14 protein-coding genes, 2 rRNA genes and 2 pseudogenes are annotated in these 18,102 nt (G+C 60.7%); 10 read left to right on the top strand and 8 right to left on the bottom strand.

The window, feature by feature from the left end; translation table 11 throughout:
* Nucleotides 1–628 precede the first annotated feature (628 nt).
* Together OMK73_RS13880 and OMK73_RS13875 are read left to right on the top strand one after the other, a co-directional pair.
* Nucleotides 629–1,678, top strand: coding sequence for a Dyp-type peroxidase (locus OMK73_RS13880; RefSeq protein ID WP_267606368.1), 1,050 nt, complete (start codon nucleotides 629–631; stop codon nucleotides 1,676–1,678).
* Complete coding sequence (locus OMK73_RS13875) at nucleotides 1,671–2,474, top strand: family 1 encapsulin nanocompartment shell protein (RefSeq protein WP_267602566.1); 804 nt, start codon at nucleotides 1,671–1,673, stop codon at nucleotides 2,472–2,474. The genes OMK73_RS13880 and OMK73_RS13875 overlap by 8 nt, the downstream gene beginning before the upstream one ends.
* Nucleotides 2,475–2,544: 70 nt before the next feature.
* Here OMK73_RS13875 and OMK73_RS13870 read toward each other — a convergent pair whose 3' ends face one another.
* Complete coding sequence (locus tag OMK73_RS13870) at nucleotides 2,545–3,099, bottom strand: NAD(P)H-dependent flavin oxidoreductase (RefSeq protein ID WP_267606367.1); 555 nt, start codon at nucleotides 3,097–3,099, stop codon at nucleotides 2,545–2,547.
* A 55-nt stretch (nucleotides 3,100–3,154) separates the two neighbouring features.
* Here OMK73_RS13870 and OMK73_RS13865 point away from each other — a divergent pair, with 55 nt between their 5' ends.
* Entirely contained in the window at nucleotides 3,155–3,370 is a 216-nt protein-coding gene (locus OMK73_RS13865) for a hypothetical protein (protein WP_267606648.1), read from the top strand.
* On the opposite strand, the pseudogene OMK73_RS13860 reads toward OMK73_RS13865, so the two are convergent.
* Nucleotides 3,344–3,442, bottom strand: a pseudogene (locus tag OMK73_RS13860) (nitronate monooxygenase); the annotation flags it as partial. The gene OMK73_RS13865 and the pseudogene OMK73_RS13860 sit on opposite strands and share 27 nt — an antisense overlap.
* Nucleotides 3,443–3,857: 415 nt before the next feature.
* On the opposite strand from OMK73_RS13860, the gene OMK73_RS13855 reads away from it, so the two are divergent.
* Nucleotides 3,858–4,184 carry a helix-turn-helix domain-containing protein gene (locus OMK73_RS13855; protein ID WP_267602565.1) on the top strand — a complete coding sequence of 109 codons (327 nt, stop codon included), beginning with the start codon at nucleotides 3,858–3,860 and terminating at the stop codon, nucleotides 4,182–4,184.
* Entirely contained in the window at nucleotides 4,171–5,406 is a 1,236-nt protein-coding gene (locus tag OMK73_RS13850; RefSeq protein ID WP_267602564.1) for a type II toxin-antitoxin system HipA family toxin, read from the top strand. The genes OMK73_RS13855 and OMK73_RS13850 overlap by 14 nt, the downstream gene beginning before the upstream one ends.
* Nucleotides 5,407–5,520: 114 nt before the next feature.
* Here OMK73_RS13850 and OMK73_RS13845 read toward each other — a convergent pair whose 3' ends face one another.
* Complete coding sequence (locus tag OMK73_RS13845) at nucleotides 5,521–6,606, bottom strand: ferritin-like domain-containing protein (protein ID WP_267602563.1); 1,086 nt, start codon at nucleotides 6,604–6,606, stop codon at nucleotides 5,521–5,523.
* Between the two features lie 178 nt (nucleotides 6,607–6,784).
* Here OMK73_RS13845 and OMK73_RS13840 point away from each other — a divergent pair, with 178 nt between their 5' ends.
* Together OMK73_RS13840 and OMK73_RS13835 are read left to right on the top strand one after the other, a co-directional pair.
* Nucleotides 6,785–7,804 carry a ferredoxin--NADP reductase gene (locus OMK73_RS13840; RefSeq protein ID WP_267602562.1) on the top strand — a complete coding sequence of 340 codons (1,020 nt, stop codon included), beginning with the start codon at nucleotides 6,785–6,787 and terminating at the stop codon, nucleotides 7,802–7,804.
* Complete coding sequence (locus OMK73_RS13835; protein ID WP_267602561.1) at nucleotides 7,801–8,514, top strand: TetR/AcrR family transcriptional regulator; 714 nt, start codon at nucleotides 7,801–7,803, stop codon at nucleotides 8,512–8,514. The genes OMK73_RS13840 and OMK73_RS13835 overlap by 4 nt, the downstream gene beginning before the upstream one ends.
* Here the strand turns inward: OMK73_RS13835 and OMK73_RS13830 are convergent.
* On the bottom strand, nucleotides 8,490–9,065 hold the full coding sequence (locus OMK73_RS13830) for a TetR/AcrR family transcriptional regulator (protein WP_267602560.1): 576 nt from the start codon (nucleotides 9,063–9,065) through the stop codon (nucleotides 8,490–8,492). The genes OMK73_RS13835 and OMK73_RS13830 overlap by 25 nt on opposite strands.
* A 393-nt stretch (nucleotides 9,066–9,458) precedes the next feature.
* Nucleotides 9,459–10,376 carry a LysR family transcriptional regulator gene (locus OMK73_RS13825; RefSeq protein ID WP_267602559.1) on the bottom strand — a complete coding sequence of 306 codons (918 nt, stop codon included), beginning with the start codon at nucleotides 10,374–10,376 and terminating at the stop codon, nucleotides 9,459–9,461.
* A 123-nt stretch (nucleotides 10,377–10,499) separates the two neighbouring features.
* Here OMK73_RS13825 and OMK73_RS13820 point away from each other — a divergent pair, with 123 nt between their 5' ends.
* Together OMK73_RS13820 and OMK73_RS13815 are read left to right on the top strand one after the other, a co-directional pair.
* Nucleotides 10,500–11,420 (top strand): sterol desaturase family protein, encoded by a 921-nt coding sequence (locus OMK73_RS13820; RefSeq protein WP_267602558.1) that lies wholly within the window; start codon nucleotides 10,500–10,502, stop codon nucleotides 11,418–11,420.
* Nucleotides 11,417–12,886: a coniferyl aldehyde dehydrogenase gene (locus tag OMK73_RS13815; protein ID WP_267602557.1), complete on the top strand. Its 1,470-nt coding sequence runs from the start codon at nucleotides 11,417–11,419 to the stop codon at nucleotides 12,884–12,886. Before OMK73_RS13820 ends, OMK73_RS13815 begins: the two co-directional genes overlap by 4 nt.
* 95 nt (nucleotides 12,887–12,981) lie before the next feature.
* Here OMK73_RS13815 and OMK73_RS13810 read toward each other — a convergent pair whose 3' ends face one another.
* Nucleotides 12,982–13,377 carry a DUF1801 domain-containing protein gene (locus tag OMK73_RS13810; RefSeq protein ID WP_267602556.1) on the bottom strand — a complete coding sequence of 132 codons (396 nt, stop codon included), beginning with the start codon at nucleotides 13,375–13,377 and terminating at the stop codon, nucleotides 12,982–12,984.
* Nucleotides 13,378–13,544: 167 nt separating this feature from the next.
* Between OMK73_RS13810 and OMK73_RS13805 the strand changes: the two are divergent.
* Nucleotides 13,545–14,640, top strand: a pseudogene (locus tag OMK73_RS13805) (IS5 family transposase).
* 273 nt (nucleotides 14,641–14,913) lie between these two features.
* Here the strand turns inward: OMK73_RS13805 and rrf are convergent.
* A 5S ribosomal RNA gene (gene rrf / locus OMK73_RS13800) occupies nucleotides 14,914–15,026 on the bottom strand.
* A 135-nt stretch (nucleotides 15,027–15,161) separates the two neighbouring features.
* A 23S ribosomal RNA gene (locus OMK73_RS13795) occupies nucleotides 15,162–18,040 on the bottom strand.
* Nucleotides 18,041–18,102: the final 62 nt, after the last annotated feature.

Below are 18,102 nucleotides of genomic sequence, written 5' to 3'. Positions count from 1 at the left end.
GCCCACGACGCCGGCATCCTCGGAGGAACTGGAGGTTCAGTCGGTGGGCGACCATTGGACGTTCCAGACAGCCCTGCAGTTCGTGGAAGCCGCCGGCCACGTTGATCCCTGGGCGGAATATGCCGCTACTAGGAAGGTGCAACAAATTGGTGTCGCTATCCGGATGCTCGCTGGTTAGCCACGTCGAGGACGTCTCATGGCAACCCTGGGCATATTTCCTGCTGCGGAGCGCAAAGCCTTTACCAACGCCTCTCGCGGCATCGATTGCTTTTGCGCCATAGGCAAGGCTACAAGACAAAGAAGTGTGGCAAAAATCACTATCGCAATCCTATGTGGAATCGTTGACGATGGCGCCCGCAGCCATTTCCGCGGTCTCATTTCTGACATATTTTTGCGCCGAAGCACTCCAACCCGCTCCTTCGCGCGCAGGTACTCAACCAATCCAATCGGACAGAATCCTTCCCGCGTCGCTGCCCTTCAGCCAGCACAGCATCCAACTGAGACTGATACCGCTTGCGCGGGAAGAAATGAAAAATCAGAGGAATCACACGACTCGTGTACTCTTATGTGTGGAATTCTCTTCCGTTTGCCCGCAAACTGTATCGGTTTATACGACATGCAAAATCCGATGCCTACACCTGTCCCCGAACCGCAAGCCGTTTCCAGCACAGTCACCCGCAGCGCGATATTCATCGTTGCGACGCTCACCGAGGGTGACGGCCACGCCGACACCGTCCGCGCGTGGTGTGGCGACGTCGCCGCAGTCGTGCGCGGGGTCGGTCAGCGCGTGCCGGCCGGCAATCTGTCCTGTGTCTGCGGCTTCGGCTCCGGCGCATGGGACAGGCTGTTCGGCGAGCCCCGTCCTGCGGCGCTGCAACCGTTTCGGGAGTTCGGCACCGGCAAGCGCGTCGCCATCGCGACCCCGGGTGACCTCCTGTTGCACATCCGCGCCGATTCGATGGACCTCTGCTTCGAGCTTGCCACCCGACTGCTCGGCAAGCTCGGCGATGCGATCCGGGTCGTCGACGAGGTGCACGGCTTTCGTAACTTCGACATGCGCGCGATGATCGGCTTTGTCGATGGCACTGAGAATCCGGCCGGACGCGAGGCGGTCGATTTCACGGTGATCGGCGACGAAGATACCGAGTTCGCCGGCGGCAGCTACGTCATCGTGCAGAAGTATCTGCACGACATGGCCGGGTGGGACGCTCTTCCTGTCGAAACGCAGGAACGCATCATCGGGCGCAAGAAACTGTCCGACATCGAACTGGACGAAAAGGTTAAACCCTCGTCATCGCACAGTTCGCTGACGACGCTCGTCGAGAATGGACAAGAAGTGAAGATTCTGCGTGACAACATGCCGTTCGGACGCCCAGGCGCGGGAGAGTTCGGCACCTACTTCATCGGCTACGCCCGTTCGCCCGCACCGATCGAACAGATGCTGGAGAACATGTTCGTCGGACGGCCGCCCGGCAATTACGACCGGCTGCTCGATTACAGCAGCGCAGTCACTGGCAGCCTGTTCTTCGTCCCGTCGGCCGACCTGCTCGCAGGGCTCGCGGACCGCGACGCACCTGCTGCCAGTGTTGGTCAATCTGCTCCCTCTGCGTCGGCCGCGTCGCACCAACAAGGCTCATTGAATATTGGATCGCTCAAAGGAAGCCATCAGTATGAATAACCTGCACCGCGAACTCGCCCCGATCACCAGTGCCGCATGGTCACAAATTGAACAGGAAGTGGCGCGTACCTTCAAGCGTTCGGTGGCTGGACGGCGCGTGATAGACCTTATCGGCCCCGGAGGCGCGGAACTGGCCGGCGTGGGCACCGGACACCTGCGTGACATCGAGGCGCCGCTGCAGGGCGTCGGCGCGAAGTTGCGCGAGGTCAAGGCCCTGGTTCAGCTGACCGTGCCGTTTGAACTCCAGCGCGAAACGATCGACAGCGTCGAGCGCGGCGCGCTCGACTCCGACTGGCAGCCAGCAAAGGAAGCGGCGAGGCAGCTCGCGTTCGCGGAGGATCGCGCAATCTTCGACGGCTATCAGGCGGCGGGCATCGTCGGGATCCGCGAAGGCTCGTCGAATCCGAAGTTCACGCTGCCAGCCGACGTCAACGAATATCCGAACGTGATCAGCGGTGCGATCGAGGAGTTGCGGCTCGCGGGCGTCGACGGCCCCTACTCCGTGCTCCTCGGCGCCGACGCATACACCGCGCTCGCTGGGGCGCGCGATCAAGGTTATCCGGTCGTTGACCACATCAAGCAGATCGTCAGTGGCGAGATCATCTGGGCGCCGGCGATTAGCGGCGGCAGCGTGCTGTCGACCCGCGGTGGCGACTACGCATTGCACCTTGGCGAGGATCTGTCGATCGGCTATATCAGCCATACGGATCAGGTCGTACGGCTGTATCTGCGCGAAACGCTTGCGTTCCTGATGCTGACGAGCGAGGCATCGGTCTCGATCGCGCTGTCACAGTAAGCGCCGGGAAAGGCGACGGCGGATTCCCACGAGCCGATCCTGCCGGCCATCGCATCGCGCGTACGAGCCATCAAGCCTTTTTGGCGCCGTAACGTGCCGCCAGCCCATCCACGGCCCGGCTGAAATCCCGAATCGTTTCGTCAATGATCTGACGCACCGGCATGATCGAATCAATGCGCCCGCAAACCTGCCCGGTCAGCGGCACGGCCGCTTCCATGTCGCCGCCGAAGTAAAGCTGCTGCACGCCGGCGAATTCGCTCTTGATGCTTTCAGGCACCTGCTCTTCGATCCGGGATGTGCGTGCCGTGCGCAAGGCCCGGAGTGCCGGGCCATTGCCGCCGCGATTGAGAAATACGGTATCTGTTTCGCGCGCATCGACAATGGCGTTCTTCCAGTTGTCATGCACGGGCGATTCTACCGACGACAACATGCGCGTGCCCATCTGGATGCCCTCGGCACCCATGGCGAACGCCGCCGCCATGGTGGCGCCGTCGCAGAAGCCGCCGGCGGCGATGACCGGGACTTCGATCTTCGAGCAAACCAGCGGCAGCAACACCATGGACGCGACGTCGCGCTGGTTCTTGAAGCCGCCGCCCTCGCTGCCCTCCACGATCAGGCCATCCACACCGGCGGCGACAGCCTTCAGTGCGCCGGCCAGCGTCGGCCAGCGTCGGCACCACATGGAAAACCGTCAGGCCGGCTGCCTTCAGTTCGGCGCAATAGCGCGTGGGGTCGCCGGCGGATGTGGTCACGAACCGGATTCCCTCGTCGACGACGAATTGCACAATGGCTGGGTCACGCACGTAGGTCAGGGCGATGTTGACCCCGAACGGCTTGTCGGTCAGCTCGCGCATCTTGCGGATTTCACCGCGAATCGCGTCCAGTTCTCCGGATGAGGTCTCGATGACGCCCATGCCGCCGGCATTCGAGACCGCGGCAGCAAGCTGCGCCCTGGCGATCCATCCCATTGGTGCCTGGATGATCGGATGCTGGACGCCAAGCATCGCTGTCACGCGATTGTTTATGGTCATGCCTTTCTGTCTCCGCTCGGTAACTGGTGGAATTGGTGGAACTGCTGATCACTGGTCAGGCCATTCTATTTCGCAACGCCGAAACATTGCAACTGGTTGCATACCGAAGTTCTTTCAGATCGCAAGCCGAAATTGTTCAGATCAGGCGCCGATGAGGTTACCCAGCGCCGGGCTCGGCACATCCATATGCGATTGCATACATCCATCATAGATATCGTGTTACACTCCATAAAACGATATCTATAGTCAAGCCATCCACTCTCTCGGCATTCATTTTGGCTTTTCTCGGCAAGAATAACGTCATAGAGGTCGTTTTAGTTCATTTAAACTGATATCTATGACGGGAGTTTGTGTGCCGAAGAAGCTGTTGCATGCCGAAGCCGTGCCATCGCTGGTCGCCGAGCGCCTGCGCATCTGGGGCCGCTGCATACGCACGCAACGCGTCGCACAACACGTTCCCGCCGCAGACCTGTGCGCGCGCATGGGTATCTCCGACGCGACCTTGCGCCGAGTTGAACGAGGCGATCCCGGCGCAGGCGCCGCGACCTATCTCACTGCTCTGCTGATACTTGGTGTGCTGGATACGGCCGCGCCACCGCTGGACCCGCGCTATTGGGCTACGAGCGCGCATGCCAGGGCTCGCCCGCCCGCATCCGAGAAGGATGATGACTACTTCTAAGCCGCTATTCATCTACCTGCAACGCCCGGACACCGGCGCTTGGGTAACCGTCGGTCGTTATGCGCTACACGCGGATGGACGCACCGGCGTGTTCCGGTATGCCCCGAGCTACATGGATGCGGCCTTGCCCTGGTCCATCGATCCGGTCAACCTGCCACTCATTGCCGGCATCGACCATCTAGCCCATCGATATCGCGGCCTGCACGATGTATTGCGTGATGCCTGCCCGGACTCATGGGGACGGATGCTTTTGCAGCGCGAACATAACCTCACCGAAGACGCGCACGACAGCGCATACCTGAGACTGGCCAGGAATGGCGATCGATGGGGTGCGCTCGCTGTTGGCATCTCACGCAAGCCTTCCGTGGATGTCATCGCAAGCCCCAAGCTGCCGCAACTAGAGGGGCTGGCCGAAGAGCTGCTTGCCATGTACGAAAGGCGCCCTCCTGTCGATGCGCGGCTGCGCAAGTTGCTCATGGCCACGCCCAGCCTGGGCGGCGCTCGGCCCAAGGGGACGCTACAAGACGGAGAGGACTACTGGCTGGTCAAGCCGATCCTGCCCAGCGACACGGCAGACATTCCCAGCCTGGAGCATTTCACCCTGCAGTGGGGTGCAGCCGCGGGCATGAACTTCGCCCGCTCGGTGCACCATCAGGTCGGCGACGGACTGAGCGTAGTGCGCATTTGCCGTTTTGATCGCCGCGGCGAGCAAAGGACAATGGCGCTCAGTGGTGCATCCCTGCTGGGTGCCGAGTATCCAGGCGGACTGTCGGCTTCATGGAGTTATCCGCGCCTGGCACAAGAACTGAAAAGGATCGGCGCGCCGCTCGAGGACCGGATCGAACTGTTCGACCGCATGGTATTCAACGCGATGGTGGGCAATGACGACGACCATCCACGCAATCACGCGGCCATCTTCCACGCAACGGATCGCCGTTGGCGGCTCTCGCCGGCGTTCGATGTCGTTCCCAATCCCGACGAACATCCCAGGACGCTGATCATGCAACTGTCCGAGGGACGCTTCGATATCACACGCGAGGCAGTGCTGGCGGATGCGGTGCATTTCGGGTTCGATGACAAGAGCGCAGCCGCCACGCATTTGAGTCAATGGGTGGCGCGTATTGCCGACACGTTTCCTGCCGTGGATGCCCACTTGTCTCCCGCACTGAGGCAACTAATGCGCGACCGCCTGGCAAATGGCGTAAAGGCCCTCCAAGCGTAGGCCTTGAAGTACGTTGCCCCTATCGCCGGCGTGCCTGCCCAGATATCGCAGGTGTGCACCGGCGTCGAAAAAGCAGGCCCGGCTTGACACACCGGACCTGCAGCGGCAACCGCTTCAGTGGCTGGCTTGCGCCTGAGCGGCCTCGATGGACTCCATCACCACGCGGCGCGCGTCGAACTCCTCCGCAATCTTCTGGTCCTGCGCGAACTGCGCCTCGACGTCGACATTGGCAAACTCGATGGCGCCCATGTCGGCAAACGCGGCCTGCACGCGCGGGCTCCACAGCCCGATATCCTTGACGGTCGGCACGATGCGGCTGAACAGCCTCTGGCGGAACTGCCGCATGGTCTCGGACTCCCGCACCGCCTTGGCGCACTCTTCTTCCGGCAGCCCAAGGCGGCTCCATACTTCCTTCTGGTCGAAGCGATCGCGCATCAGGTAGCAGGCTTCGATCACGAAGTCCTCGCGCTCCTTGCGCTCGGCCTCCGTCAATTGCGGATAGTAGCCGCGCAACGCTGTGCGGCCAAATGCGACGTGGCGCGCTTCGTCCTGCATCACGTAGGCGTTGATCGATGCGGCCAGCGGATTCTTGGAGAAGTCGCGGATGCGCTGGAACGCGGCCAGCGCCAGCCCTTCCACCAGCACCTGCATGCCGAGGTAGCAGAAGTCCCAGCGTGAGTCGGTCAGGATGGTTTCAAGCAGCGATTTCAACCCGGAAGTGATCGGATAGATGATCCCGACCTTCTCGTGCAGCAGGCGCGAATAGGCTTCCACGTGGCGTGCTTCGTCCATGGTCTGCGTGGCGGCATAGAACTTGGCGTCCATTTCCGGCACCATCTGCACGATGCGCGCGGACACCATCAGCGCGCCCTGCTCGCCATGCAGGAACTGCGACAGCGAATGCGCCTGCTGGTGGCGGCGCACGTCGATGCGGTCGTGCTTGCCCATCTTTTCCCATAGCGGCGTGCCGTAGATCGGGATCATCCGGTCATCGAGTTCCTGCGGGTTCTCGGGATCGAGTTCCTGCGACCAGTCGATCCGGTCGGTGGCGTTCCATTGCTGCTTCTTGCTGGTCTGGTAGAGTTGCAGCAGCTTGGAATTCTCGTTGTCGTACTCCCAGTTGAACTCGGTGGACACCTGGCTGCCGATCGACCAGCCTGTCTGGACCACCGGCAGCGTGTAACGATGAAGGGATGACATGCAATCTCCTTTGGCGCTCATGGGTTTTGACCGTTCTCCACGCCTGTTTTGCTAGCACTAGCCGGTGGTGGGATTGGTCTTGAATTTGCTTTTGCTTCCGGCTATAAACAGAATCATAATTCTCTTTCTTGTTATTTCAAGGGTCCGGCACAGGGTCCGCAGAAGCCAGGAGACATTGATGCAGTTCCACAATTTGACTGTCGCGCAGATCACTCGGGAGACCGAAGACGCCCGTTCCTATGCGCTCCTGGTCCCCGATGCACTGCAGCAATCCTTTGTTTATCGCGCCGGCCAGCACCTCACCTTCCGGGTAAACGTGGACGGGAACATCCTGCTGCGCAGCTATTCGCTTTCCAGTTCGCCCGAGGCCGGCGGCCTTCCGGTCGTCACCGTCAAGCGCATCCCGGGTGGCCGCGTTTCGGGCTGGTTCCATGCGCAGGTCGGCGCCGGCACGCAGCTGGAGGTGAGCGCGCCGACTGGCCGGTTCGTGTGCGAGGCCATGGATGCGCCGCTCTTCTTCTGCGCGGCGGGCAGCGGCATTACGCCGGTACTGTCGATGATCCGTTCCGCGCTGGCATCCACCAGCCGCGCGATGACGCTTTACTACGCCAATCGCGATGGCGACAGCACCATCTTCGCGGCGCAGATCGCCAGGCTGGCGCGCGGCAACCCCGAACGGCTGACCGTGCATCTGCACTACGACGACGCCGACGGTTTTCCCGAGCGTGGCAAGATCGCCGCCCTGCTCTCGGCCGTGCCGCACTGCCAGCTCTATCTGTGCGGCCCCGGGCCATTCATGCGGACCGTGCTGGAGGCCGCTGAAGTGGCCGGCATGGCGCCGGGGCGCGTGCATCTGGAACGGTTTGACGCTGCCGCGCAGGAGCCCGATGTGGCAAGCGCGGCGCCGTTGCCTGCCCAGGCTTGCGACGCCACGGTAACCCTCGGCGGCGCCCTGCATGTGGTGCGGATTGCCAGCGGCCAGTCCCTGCTGCAAGCCGCGCTGGCCTGCGGCGTGGATGCGCCCTATGCTTGCGAGGAAGGCTATTGCGGCTCGTGCGCGGCCAAGTGCGTGGATGGCGCGGTCGTCCATGCGCGCAACGATGTCTTCAGTGCCGACGAGCTTGCTGCCGGCTGGATCCTGACCTGCCAGGCGCGCCCACGCCAGGAGCGGCCGGTCGCCATCACCTTCGACGTATGACATCCGAAATCACGGCACCCTTTGACGCCGCAGCGCCGACGCTGCGCGCGGGGCTGAAACAGCCCCGCCAGGAAAGAAGCGAAGCCACGCTGAAGGCTCTGCTCGCAGCCGGGAGGGCGCTGATCAACGAAGCCGGCAGCCTGACCGGCTTCTCGCTCGCCGATCTGGTGCGGGCCGCCTCCACGTCGGTTGGCGCGTTCTATGCGCGCTTTCCGGACAAGGAGACGTTCTGCGCGCTGGTGCTGGAAGACACGCTGGCGGAGCTGCGCGCCGAGCTGGACTATTCGCTGGCCACGGACCCCACCTGGAACGCAGGGCCGGCCCACGCGATCTGTGCGCGCATCGTTGGCTTTTACATTGGCCTGTTCCGCAAGCACCGTGGCCTGTTCGCCGCGTATATGCGGCATAGCCCCGCGCAGAATCCCTTGTGGCAACCCATTCGCGAGGCCAACCGGCAGATCCTGGATGCCATGGTGCCGCGCCTGGCCAGCCACGTTGCCGCCGGGCGTTTCAGCGGGCCGGATGACGAGACCCGCATAGCGGTCCAGCTTGTCATCAGCGCATTGACCAATATCGTGCTGCATACGCCCAGCGCCCTGGACCTGTACGATCCACGGCTGGAGCAACGGCTCACCGAGATGCTGCACCGCTACCTTGCCTTGCCAGCGGCGGACGTGTGTCTTGCCTACGCCTCTGGCAGCAACAGGTAGCGGCGCATCATCCGGATCAGGTGGGTTTCCAGCTTGCGTTGCTCCAGATGCAGCGGGCCCGGATCGTTGAGCAATAGATTGGCCAACGTGCCCACCAGGAACTGGATGGCCACGCGCACCTCGAAGTCCGCGGTGCCTGCGCGTGGCGAATCGATCTGCCTGGCCAGCAATGGCACAAGCAGATCCTGGATGCGGCGGTTGGCCAGCCGCATGGGATTGTCGCCGCCCCCGGTTGCGGAGTAATGCCGCAGGAATCCTTTGAACAGGCCACGATTCTGGCGAAACTGGCCTACATAGACGCGCACGATGCGCTCGACGATGGCCGTAGCCGGGCCGGCTTGCCAGACCGGATCCCTGGCGACCGATTTTTTCGTAAGCGCTTCGGCCTCGTCCAGCGCGGCCTCAAGCATGACCTGGAGGAACGCCTCCTTGTCCTTGAAGCGGGCATAGAAGGCACCAATCGACGTCTCGGCCGCCTTCACTACATCGTTCAGGGAAATGTCATCCAGGTCGCCGCGTTGCTCTGCGAGCGCCCGGCCGGCCTTGATCATGTTGCCCAGGTTTTGCTCGCTGCGAGGCTGGCGTGGGGGCCGCATCGCGGGCGAGGTGACGGTGGTTGCAACAGGTCCCTTTGTGGCACGCCGCGCGGGCGCGTCCTGGCGAGCGGACGCGCGGGCTGGCGTCGAGGGTTTTCGGCTGGCAGGCATGAAGTGGCAATGGTCGATGTGCGCAAGCAATGCCGCATTATGCGGCCTTCGCCTCTCTCCCTTGTGTTGCCATGCCGCCGGAGTCTCGATCGCAAGCCGCCCGCCGAAGCCTACTCCACCTTCTCCCAGCCAGCACCTGGCGCGAATGGTATCCACACACAAGGCACGAAGCTCGGGCAAACTCAAAGATCCGGCTTCTTTTAGCGCAGCGGTTTCCAGTCGTGGCGCCATCGGTGATCAGGCGAGCCAGGCGTTCACCTCGCCGGCGACCCGCGCGATGCAGGAGATGGCATTTTGCGCCATCGGCGACGGGGTCCGGTTGCGCAGGCTGACAACGCCCATCTCGGAGAACAGCGAAGGCAGTCCTTCGATGCGCAGCGGCAGCAGCGTGCCGGCATCGAGATCGGCTTGCACCGACGTATGCGTGGCGGCGAGAACCGTGTCGGTGGACAGCGCCACGGCCCTGAGGATAGCAATGTCATCGCACTCGAGCGCGAGCACGGCTTGCTCGCCAGCCGGCATGCTGAGCACCCTGGCCAGTTCGGTCTTCAGGACATTCGGCAGCTTGGTCGCCGCGACGCCGTACTGCCAGGCATCGGCCACCGTGCATCGGCGCCCGGCAAGCGGGTGCGAGGTGCGTACGTAGAAAAAACCGGATTGCGTCCCCAATGGACGGATTTCCAGTCCCGGATCTTCCGGCAGGTCGCGCACGTCGGCGACGAAAAACTCGAGGTCTTCGGTGCGCAGGCGCTCCAACAACTGCTTCCAGTTGCCCTCTTCCACGCGCAAGGCCACCTTGGGATAGAGGCTCCGCAGTTCGGACAGCGCTCGCGGCATCAGCGTCGCCGCCGGAAATGGCCCGGCGCCGAAAGCGGTGTCCCCTAGTTGGCTGTCTCGAAAGAGATCGACATCGCGCTGCAGGCAGCGCGCATCGAAGAGCAGCCGGCGGGCCCGTTCGATCACGAACGCGCCGGCCGGAGTCGGCCGCACATCGCCCACGTCACGGTCGAACAGGCGGATGCCGAGGTCCGCCTCTATAGCCTGGATGCTGCGGCTGAACGCAGGCTGGCTGAGGTGGACGCGCTCGGCCGCCCGCGCGAAATGCAGGGCATCGGCCAGCGCCAGAACGTGGCTGAGACGGCGAAGGTCCATCATGCTGCGTTGCTCTGTACGCATTGGAACATTGCATAGTATGCATTGGACGCATTGACCCGGCAAGCCTACAGTCAGGCGGACTTAAGGTCTTTCAGGCCAAAAAGCGAGATCGGAGACAACCCAATGAGTCCGCACCTTCAGAACACCTTGATCGTGATCGCCATGCTTGGCTTTGCCTGCATGGAGTGTGTCACGCGGCGCTACAAGAACAGCGTCAACGCTACCCTCGACGATACCAAGCTGGAGCTGGCGATGTTCGTGAGCTTGCTCGCGATCACCCAGCCCCTGGCCTTGCTGGGGGCCGGCAAGCTGTGCGCCTGGCTGATGCCAGAGCAGCAAGGCGCGTGGGCACACCTGCCATGGTGGGCAATGGCCGCGATCTTGCTGGTTTGCGACGACATGACGCAATACTGGTGGCACCGCGTGTCGCATTCGCCGTTGTTGTGGCCTTTGCATCGCGCGCACCATACCGCGCAATACATGAGCATCCGCATCACGTACCGGAACAATTTTCTCTACTACCTGATGATGCCGGGCCTCTGGATCGCAGGCGTCCTGCTTTACCTCGGGTTCGCCAAAGTCTACGGTGCGTACCTGGTCATCAAGCTGACTGTGATCCTTGGCGCGCACAGCGCGTGGCGCTGGGACGAGCCCTTGTACCGCATCCGCGCGCTGCGCCCGCTGATGTGGATCCTGGAGCGCACGATCTCCACGCCCGCCACCCACTGGGCGCACCACGCGATGACGAACGAGGACGGGATCGGCTACTACAAGGGCAATTTCGGCAATCTGCTGTTCTTCTGGGACATCCTGTTTGGCTCGGCGCATATCACGCGCAAGTATCCCGCCAAGGTTGGCTTGCAGGATGACGTGCTGTTCGGGCAGGAGCGCTGGTTCACCCAGATGTTCTACCCGCTGTTCCAGTCGCGCCGCGCGCATTCCGCGCTGCGCTTCGGCGGACGGGCTTATGCGGAAACCGAAACCCATTCCGAAACCCATTCCGAAACCGTGCTGCAAGCCAACGAACAGCAGAGGTCCGCATGAATGGCCGCGCGCTGACAGAGGAACTGGCCAGGCAGGACATCCTGAGCACCTGCGTGCAAGCCGTGTTCGCCGCGCAACAGCAAGCCTTCCTGCGCCACTCCTTGCCTGATGCAGGGCAGCGGCGTGGGCACTTGCGCGCTCTCAAGCAGCAACTCCTGCGCTACCAGGACGTGCTTGCCGAAGCGATCTCCCAGGATTTTGGCGCTCGCTCGCTGGCCGAGACCAAGATGCTGGAGGTGCTGCCGACCACGCTGGAGATCCGTCATGCCATCTCGCATGTGCGCCGCTGGATGCGGCCGAGCCGGCGCTGGCCCGAGCTGCTGTTCGCCAGCAACAGCCTGCGCGTCACCTACCAGCCCAAGGGCGTCGTTGGTGTCATCGCGACCTGGAATTTCCCGGTCTATCTGTCGTTGGGCCCGCTGGTTGCCGCGCTGGCCGCCGGCAACCGCGTCATGATCAAGATGCCGGAGACAACGCCAGCCACCAACGCCACGCTCAAGGCCATGCTGGGCGAGATCTTCGCCGAAGACCATGTTGCATTGATCGGCGGCGAGCTGCAAGACCCCGGTGTCTTTAGCGCCCTGCCCTTCAACCATCTCGTTTTCACCGGCTCGCCAGCGGTAGGCCGTATCGTCATGGGCCAGGCGGCGCGCAATCTCACGCCAGTCACGCTCGAGCTTGGCGGCAAGTCGCCCGCCATCGTGTTGCGCGACTATCCAGTGCGCGAGGCCGCCCGGCGCATCGCGCACGGCAAGGGAATCAACTGCGGCCAGGTTTGCGTGGCGCCCGATTACGCGCTATTGCCGCGCGAACGGGTGGATGAGTTCGTCAAGGCGGTGATCGAGGCTTTCGGCGAGATCTTCGGCGAGCGTACCGGGCACAACCCCGATTACACGGCGCTGGCCACCGATCGCCACGCTGCGCGCATCCAGGCCATGCTGGACGACGCGCGCGCCAAGGGCGCGACGGTGGTGGCCTGCTGCGAGGTCGGCCCCGGCCGCCGGTTGCCATTGCACGTCGTGACGAATTGCACGCCCGACATGCTGCTGATGCGCGAGGAGATCTTTGGCCCCATCCTGCCGGTGCTGCCGTACGACACGCACGAGCAGGCTATCGCCATGGTGCAGCAACGCTCGCGTCCGCTCGCCCTGTACTGCTTCAGCTTTGATACGGCCGAGCGCGAGAACCTGCTCGCGCGCACGCATTCCGGCGGCGTCACCATCAACGACTGGGCCTGGCACGTGGTCAACCACGACGCACCCTTTGGCGGCGTGGGTAACTCAGGCATGGGCACCTATCACGGCGAAGAAGGGTTTCGCGAACTCTCGCATGCGCGCACGGTATTCAAGCGGCATCGCTTCTTTCCCATCGGGCTGTTCTATCCGCCCTATGGCAATCTGGCACAGCGCCTGACGATGAAGCTGTTTGTCGGCCATGGCGATGCGGCGGTGAAGAAACCGTTCTGAAGCAAGCGTCCGGCGCACCCACCTTGAGTTGATCGAAGCGATCCTGACATCGCGCCGGCCAGGATAGGCGCCAACTCATGAGGCGCCGGATCCGACTATCGGGCCGATGACCTGTTCAGGGCTGCAGCGGCGCGTATGAGCGTCTTGAAGGCATCCTCATCGATTTCATCACCCTCATGGAAATCGATAGCGCGCCTGGTATTGCCTTCAAGGCTGGCGTTGAATAGTCCTGAAGGGTCCGTGAGCGAAGCGCCCTTGGAGAAAGTCAGCTTCACGACGCTCTTGTAAGTCTCGCCGGTGCAGATTATTCCATCGTGAGACCAAACCGGAACGCCTCTCCACTTCCACTCCTCGACCACCTCAGGGTCAGCCTGTTTGATGAGAGCGCGGACATGGGAGAGCGTCTTGCCCCTCCAGTCGTCCAGTTCCTTGATCCTCGCGTCGATCAGTTCGGACGGGGATTCGTCCTGGGTCGTTGTGCTCTTTTTCATAAAACGCCGTCCGCGACTGTTTGCATGCTGAAAGCATAGCCTGATGGTCATTTACTTGCCAACTCCAGCCCTAGAGCCCTAGCAGGCCGCTGAAATACCTCCGACCGAAGTCAGCGCTTCGAGTGGCTGAAGCGTTGATCTGAGAACCCCACACCCTACGACGTTTCATGCGCGGCGCCGACACCTTCACCGAAAGCCTGTTCATCATGCGGCGGCTCGAGGATTTTGTACCGAAGTCTCACCCGCTGCGCTCGATCCGCACCATGGCCAATCAGGCGCTGGCGAAGATGGATCGGCTGTTCGCCGGGATGTACGAGGCCGATATCAAGGGCGGTCGACCCAGTATCGCGCCTGAGAAGTTGTTGCGGGCCATGCTGCTGCAGGTGCTCTACAGCGTTCGCTCCGAACGTCAGCTCATGGAGCAGACGCACTACAACTTGCTGTTTCGCTGGTTCATTGGCCTGGCAATGGACGATGCAGTCTGGGTGCCCAGCGTATTCACCAAGAACCGCGAACGCCTGATCAAGCACGATGCAGTGATCGAATTCTTCAACGAAGTACTGGCCATCGCGCAAAAGAAGGACTGGCTTTCCGGCGAACACTTCAGCGTGGACGGCACACTCATTCAGGCTTGGGCCGGCCACAAGAGCTTTGTGCGCAAAGACGGCGAGGACGAAGCCAATGATGGTGGCAACTTCAAAGGTCGCAAGCGCAGCAACGAAACGCACAGTCCAAGACCGACCCCGATGCCCGGCTCTATCGCAAAGGCAAAACCGCCAGTGAGTTGCGCTACATGGGCCATACCCTGAGCGACAACCGCCACGGCCTGGTGGTCAGCGCGCTGGTGACAACTGCTGATGGGCATGCAGAGCGCGAAGCCGCCAAGGTCATGGTCAACGACGCCCGGCAGGTGGTCGACGATGCGAACGTGGAAGTCACCGTGGGTGCGGACAAGGGGTATGACGCGGCCGAGTTCATTGAGGCTTGCCTTGAGATGAGGGTCACGCCCCACGTGGCGCAAAACACCTCCGGGCGACGCTCGGCGGTTCCGGATGAGATCGCCTGCAGCGGGGTTATGCCATTTCGCAGCAAAAGCGCAAGCTGATCGAACAAGGCTTTGGCTGGGCCAAGACCGTGGGGCGCATGCGTCAAGTGATGGTGCGCGGACTGAAGAAAGTTGACCAGATGTTTGTGTTGAGCATGGCCGCGTACAACTTGGTGCGCATGCGCTCGCTGGGAGAAATCCGTCCGCAGTTGCAGTAATCGCGGTAATGAGGCCAGAAACGGGCGCCAAATCATCAAAAAATCGATGAATTGACGCGCAGCTTCCGGATTGTGAAAAATAGGCGGCACATCAACCATAGAGCGGGAAGTCTTGCAGCTTGTGCGGGTAGTACTTCAGCAGCCTGCTAGTGCTGTCGATCCTGGAAGGTCATCGCCCAACTTCAAGAGGGGATGGCCGCACGCTTGCGTTCTGAAATCGCCGCCACAAAAGCAAAACCCCCAGTACTTGCGTACTGGGGGTTTTAAGGGAGAGCCTGGCGATTACCTACTTTCACACGGGTATCCGCACTATCATCGGCGTGGAGTCGTTTCACGGTCCTGTTCGGGATGGGAAGGGGTGGTTCCAACTCGCTATGGTCACCAGGCATAAACGGTGGCCGCGTTGACTTGGTCAACGCAGCGAATAGGGATGTAGTAGTAGGTTGCGAGGTATCGGCCAAGCTGCTTTGTGGCTGTCGCAGCGGCACGCGATACTCAACCAGGAGAAACACACTGGTTATAGGATCAAGCCTTACGGGCAATTAGTACTGGTTAGCTTAACGCATTACTGCGCTTCCACACCCAGCCTATCAACGTCCTGGTCTCGAACGACCCTTCAAGGAGCTCAAGGCTCCAGGGAATCCTCATCTTCAGGCGAGTTTCCCGCTTAGATGCTTTCAGCGGTTATCTCTTCCGTACATAGCTACCCTGCGATGCCTCTGGCGAGACAACAGGTACACCAGCGGTACGTCCACTCCGGTCCTCTCGTACTAGGAGCAGCCCCCGTCAAGATTCCAACGCCCACGGCAGATAGGGACCAAACTGTCTCACGACGTTTTAAACCCAGCTCACGTACCTCTTTAAATGGCGAACAGCCATACCCTTGGGACCGGCTACAGCCCCAGGATGAGATGAGCCGACATCGAGGTGCCAAACACCGCCGTCGATATGAACTCTTGGGCGGTATCAGCCTGTTATCCCCAGAGTACCTTTTATCCGTTGAGCGATGGCCCTTCCATTCAGAACCACCGGATCACTATGTCCTGCTTTCGCACCTGCTCGACTTGTCGGTCTCGCAGTTAAGCACGCTTTTGCCATTGCACTTTAGGTACGATGTCCGACCGTACCAAGCGTACCTTCGAACTCCTCCGTTACACTTTGGGAGGAGACCGCCCCAGTCAAACTGCCTACCATGCACTGTCCCCGATCCGGATTCACGGACCAAGGTTAGAACCTCAAACAAACCAGGGTGGTATTTCAAGGACGGCTCCACGCAGACTAGCGTCCACGCTTCAAAGCCTCCCACCTATCCTACACAGATCGGTTCAAAGTCCAATGCAAAGCTACAGTAAAGGTTCATGGGGTCTTTCCGTCTAGCCGCGGGGAGATTGCATCATCACAAACACTTCAACTTCGCTGAGTCTCGGGAGGAGACAGTGTGGCCATCGTTACGCCATTCGTGCAGGTCGGAACTTACCCGACAAGGAATTTCGCTACCTTAGGACCGTTATAGTTACGGCCGCCGTTTACCGGGACTTCAATCAAGAGCTTGCACCCCATCATTTAATCTTCCGGCACCGGGCAGGCGTCACACCCTATACGTCCACTTTCGTGTTTGCAGAGTGCTGTGTTTTTATTAAACAGTCGCAGCCACCATTTTATTGCAACCCCTTCACCCTCCTGGCGCAGGCCAGTCAAGCTACAAGGGCGTACCTTATCCCGAAGTTACGGTACCAATTTGCCGAGTTCCTTCTCCCGAGTTCTCTCAAGCGCCTTAGAATACTCATCTCGCCCACCTGTGTCGGTTTGCGGTACGGTCTCGTATGACTGAAGCTTAGAGGCTTTTCTTGGAACCACTTCCAATTGCTTCGCAGCACTAGGCCGCTCGCCCCACATCCTTGAATTCCGCGCCCGGATTTGCCTAAGCGCCTTCTCCAATGCAGGGACCGGGACTTCCAACACCCGGACAACCTTCCGCGATCCGTCCCCCCATCGCATCATACGACGGTGCAGGAATATTAACCTGCTTCCCATCAGCTACGCATCTCTGCCTCGCCTTAGGGGCCGACTCACCCTACGCCGATGAACGTTGCGTAGGAAACCTTGGGCTTACGGCGAGGGGGCTTTTCACCCCCTTTATCGCTACTCATGTCAGCATTCGCACTTCTGATACCTCCAGCATCCTTTACAAGACACCTTCACAGGCTTACAGAACGCTCTCCTACCATGCACTTACGTGCATCCGCAGCTTCGGTGACTGGCTTAGCCCCGTTACATCTTCCGCGCAGGACGACTCGATCAGTGAGCTATTACGCTTTCTTTAAAGGATGGCTGCTTCTAAGCCAACCTCCTGACTGTTTTAGCCTTCCCACTTCGTTTCCCACTTAGCCAATCTTAGGGACCTTAGCTGGCGGTCTGGGTTGTTTCCCTCTTGACACCGGACGTTAGCACCCGATGTCTGTCTCCCGTGATTGCACTCTTCGGTATTCGGAGTTTGCTATGGCGGGGTAATCAGCAATAGACCCCCCAACCATGACAGTGCTCTACCCCCGAAGGTGAGACACGAGGCACTACCTAAATAGTTTTCGGAGAGAACCAGCTATTTCCAGACTTGTTTAGCCTTTCACCCCTATCCACAGCTCATCCCCTAACTTTTCAACGTTAGTGGGTTCGGTCCTCCAGTACGTGTTACCGCACCTTCAACCTGGCCATGGATAGATCGTCTGGTTTCGGGTCTACACCCAGCGACTGAACGCCCTATTCGGACTCGCTTTCGCTACGCCTTCCCTAATCGGTTAAGCTTGCCACTGAATGTAAGTCGCTGACCCATTATACAAAAGGTACGCCGTCACCCGTTTCCAGGCTCCGACTGTTTGTATGCATGCGGTTTCAGGATCTATTTCACTCCCCTCCCGGGGTTCTTTTCGCCTTTCCCTCACGGTACTGGTTCACTATCGGTCGATCACGAGTATTTAGCCTTGGAGGATGGTCCCCCCATCTTCAGACAGGATTTCACGTGTCCCGCCCTACTTGTCGTACACCTAGTTCCACAACGCTGTTTTCGCATACAGGGCTATCACCTGCTATGGCCGGGCTTTCCATCCCGTTCTGCTAACAACACTGCTAAAGAGTACAAGGCTCTTCCCATTTCGTTCGCCACTACTCTGGGAATCTCGGTTGATTTCTGTTCCTGCAGCTACTTAGATGTTTCAGTTCGCCGCGTTCGCTTCCCTGACCTATGTATTCAGTCAGGGATGACCCATACGGGCCGGGTTTCCCCATTCGGACATCTCCGGATCAAAGCTTGTTTGCCAGCTCCCCGAAGCTTTTCGCAGGCTACCGCGTCCTTCATCGCCTGTGATCGCCAAGGCATCCACCACATGCACTTGTTCGCTTGACCCTATAACGAGTGTGTCTCAAACTTGCGTTCAAGGCGTGCTCGCTACAGGATGAGTTCTCGCA

It is taken from the genome of Cupriavidus sp. D39 (genome assembly GCF_026627925.1).
GTDB classification, from domain to species: Bacteria; Pseudomonadota; Gammaproteobacteria; order Burkholderiales; family Burkholderiaceae; genus Cupriavidus; species Cupriavidus ulmosensis.
This window is presented reverse-complemented; position numbering and strand designations above follow the sequence as displayed.

What these genes read in the sequence shown, in the direction of transcription:
- OMK73_RS13820 (WP_267602558.1), top strand. Translation starts at nt 10,500, where the DNA reads ATGAGTCCGCACCTTCAGAACACCTTGATCGTGATCGCCATGCTTGGC.
- OMK73_RS13850 (WP_267602564.1), top strand. Translation starts at nt 4,171, where the DNA reads ATGACTACTTCTAAGCCGCTATTCATCTACCTGCAACGCCCGGACACC.
- OMK73_RS13835 (WP_267602561.1), top strand. Translation starts at nt 7,801, where the DNA reads ATGACATCCGAAATCACGGCACCCTTTGACGCCGCAGCGCCGACGCTG.
- OMK73_RS13865 (WP_267606648.1), top strand. Translation starts at nt 3,155, where the DNA reads ATGGAAAACCGTCAGGCCGGCTGCCTTCAGTTCGGCGCAATAGCGCGT.
- OMK73_RS13830 (WP_267602560.1), bottom strand. Translation starts at nt 9,065, where the DNA reads ATGATCAAGGCCGGCCGGGCGCTCGCAGAGCAACGCGGCGACCTGGAT.
- OMK73_RS13845 (WP_267602563.1), bottom strand. Translation starts at nt 6,606, where the DNA reads ATGTCATCCCTTCATCGTTACACGCTGCCGGTGGTCCAGACAGGCTGG.
- OMK73_RS13875 (WP_267602566.1), top strand. Translation starts at nt 1,671, where the DNA reads ATGAATAACCTGCACCGCGAACTCGCCCCGATCACCAGTGCCGCATGG.
- OMK73_RS13810 (WP_267602556.1), bottom strand. Translation starts at nt 13,377, where the DNA reads ATGAAAAAGAGCACAACGACCCAGGACGAATCCCCGTCCGAACTGATC.
- OMK73_RS13825 (WP_267602559.1), bottom strand. Translation starts at nt 10,376, where the DNA reads ATGATGGACCTTCGCCGTCTCAGCCACGTTCTGGCGCTGGCCGATGCC.
- OMK73_RS13815 (WP_267602557.1), top strand. Translation starts at nt 11,417, where the DNA reads ATGAATGGCCGCGCGCTGACAGAGGAACTGGCCAGGCAGGACATCCTG.
- OMK73_RS13840 (WP_267602562.1), top strand. Translation starts at nt 6,785, where the DNA reads ATGCAGTTCCACAATTTGACTGTCGCGCAGATCACTCGGGAGACCGAA.
- OMK73_RS13880 (WP_267606368.1), top strand. Translation starts at nt 629, where the DNA reads ATGCCTACACCTGTCCCCGAACCGCAAGCCGTTTCCAGCACAGTCACC.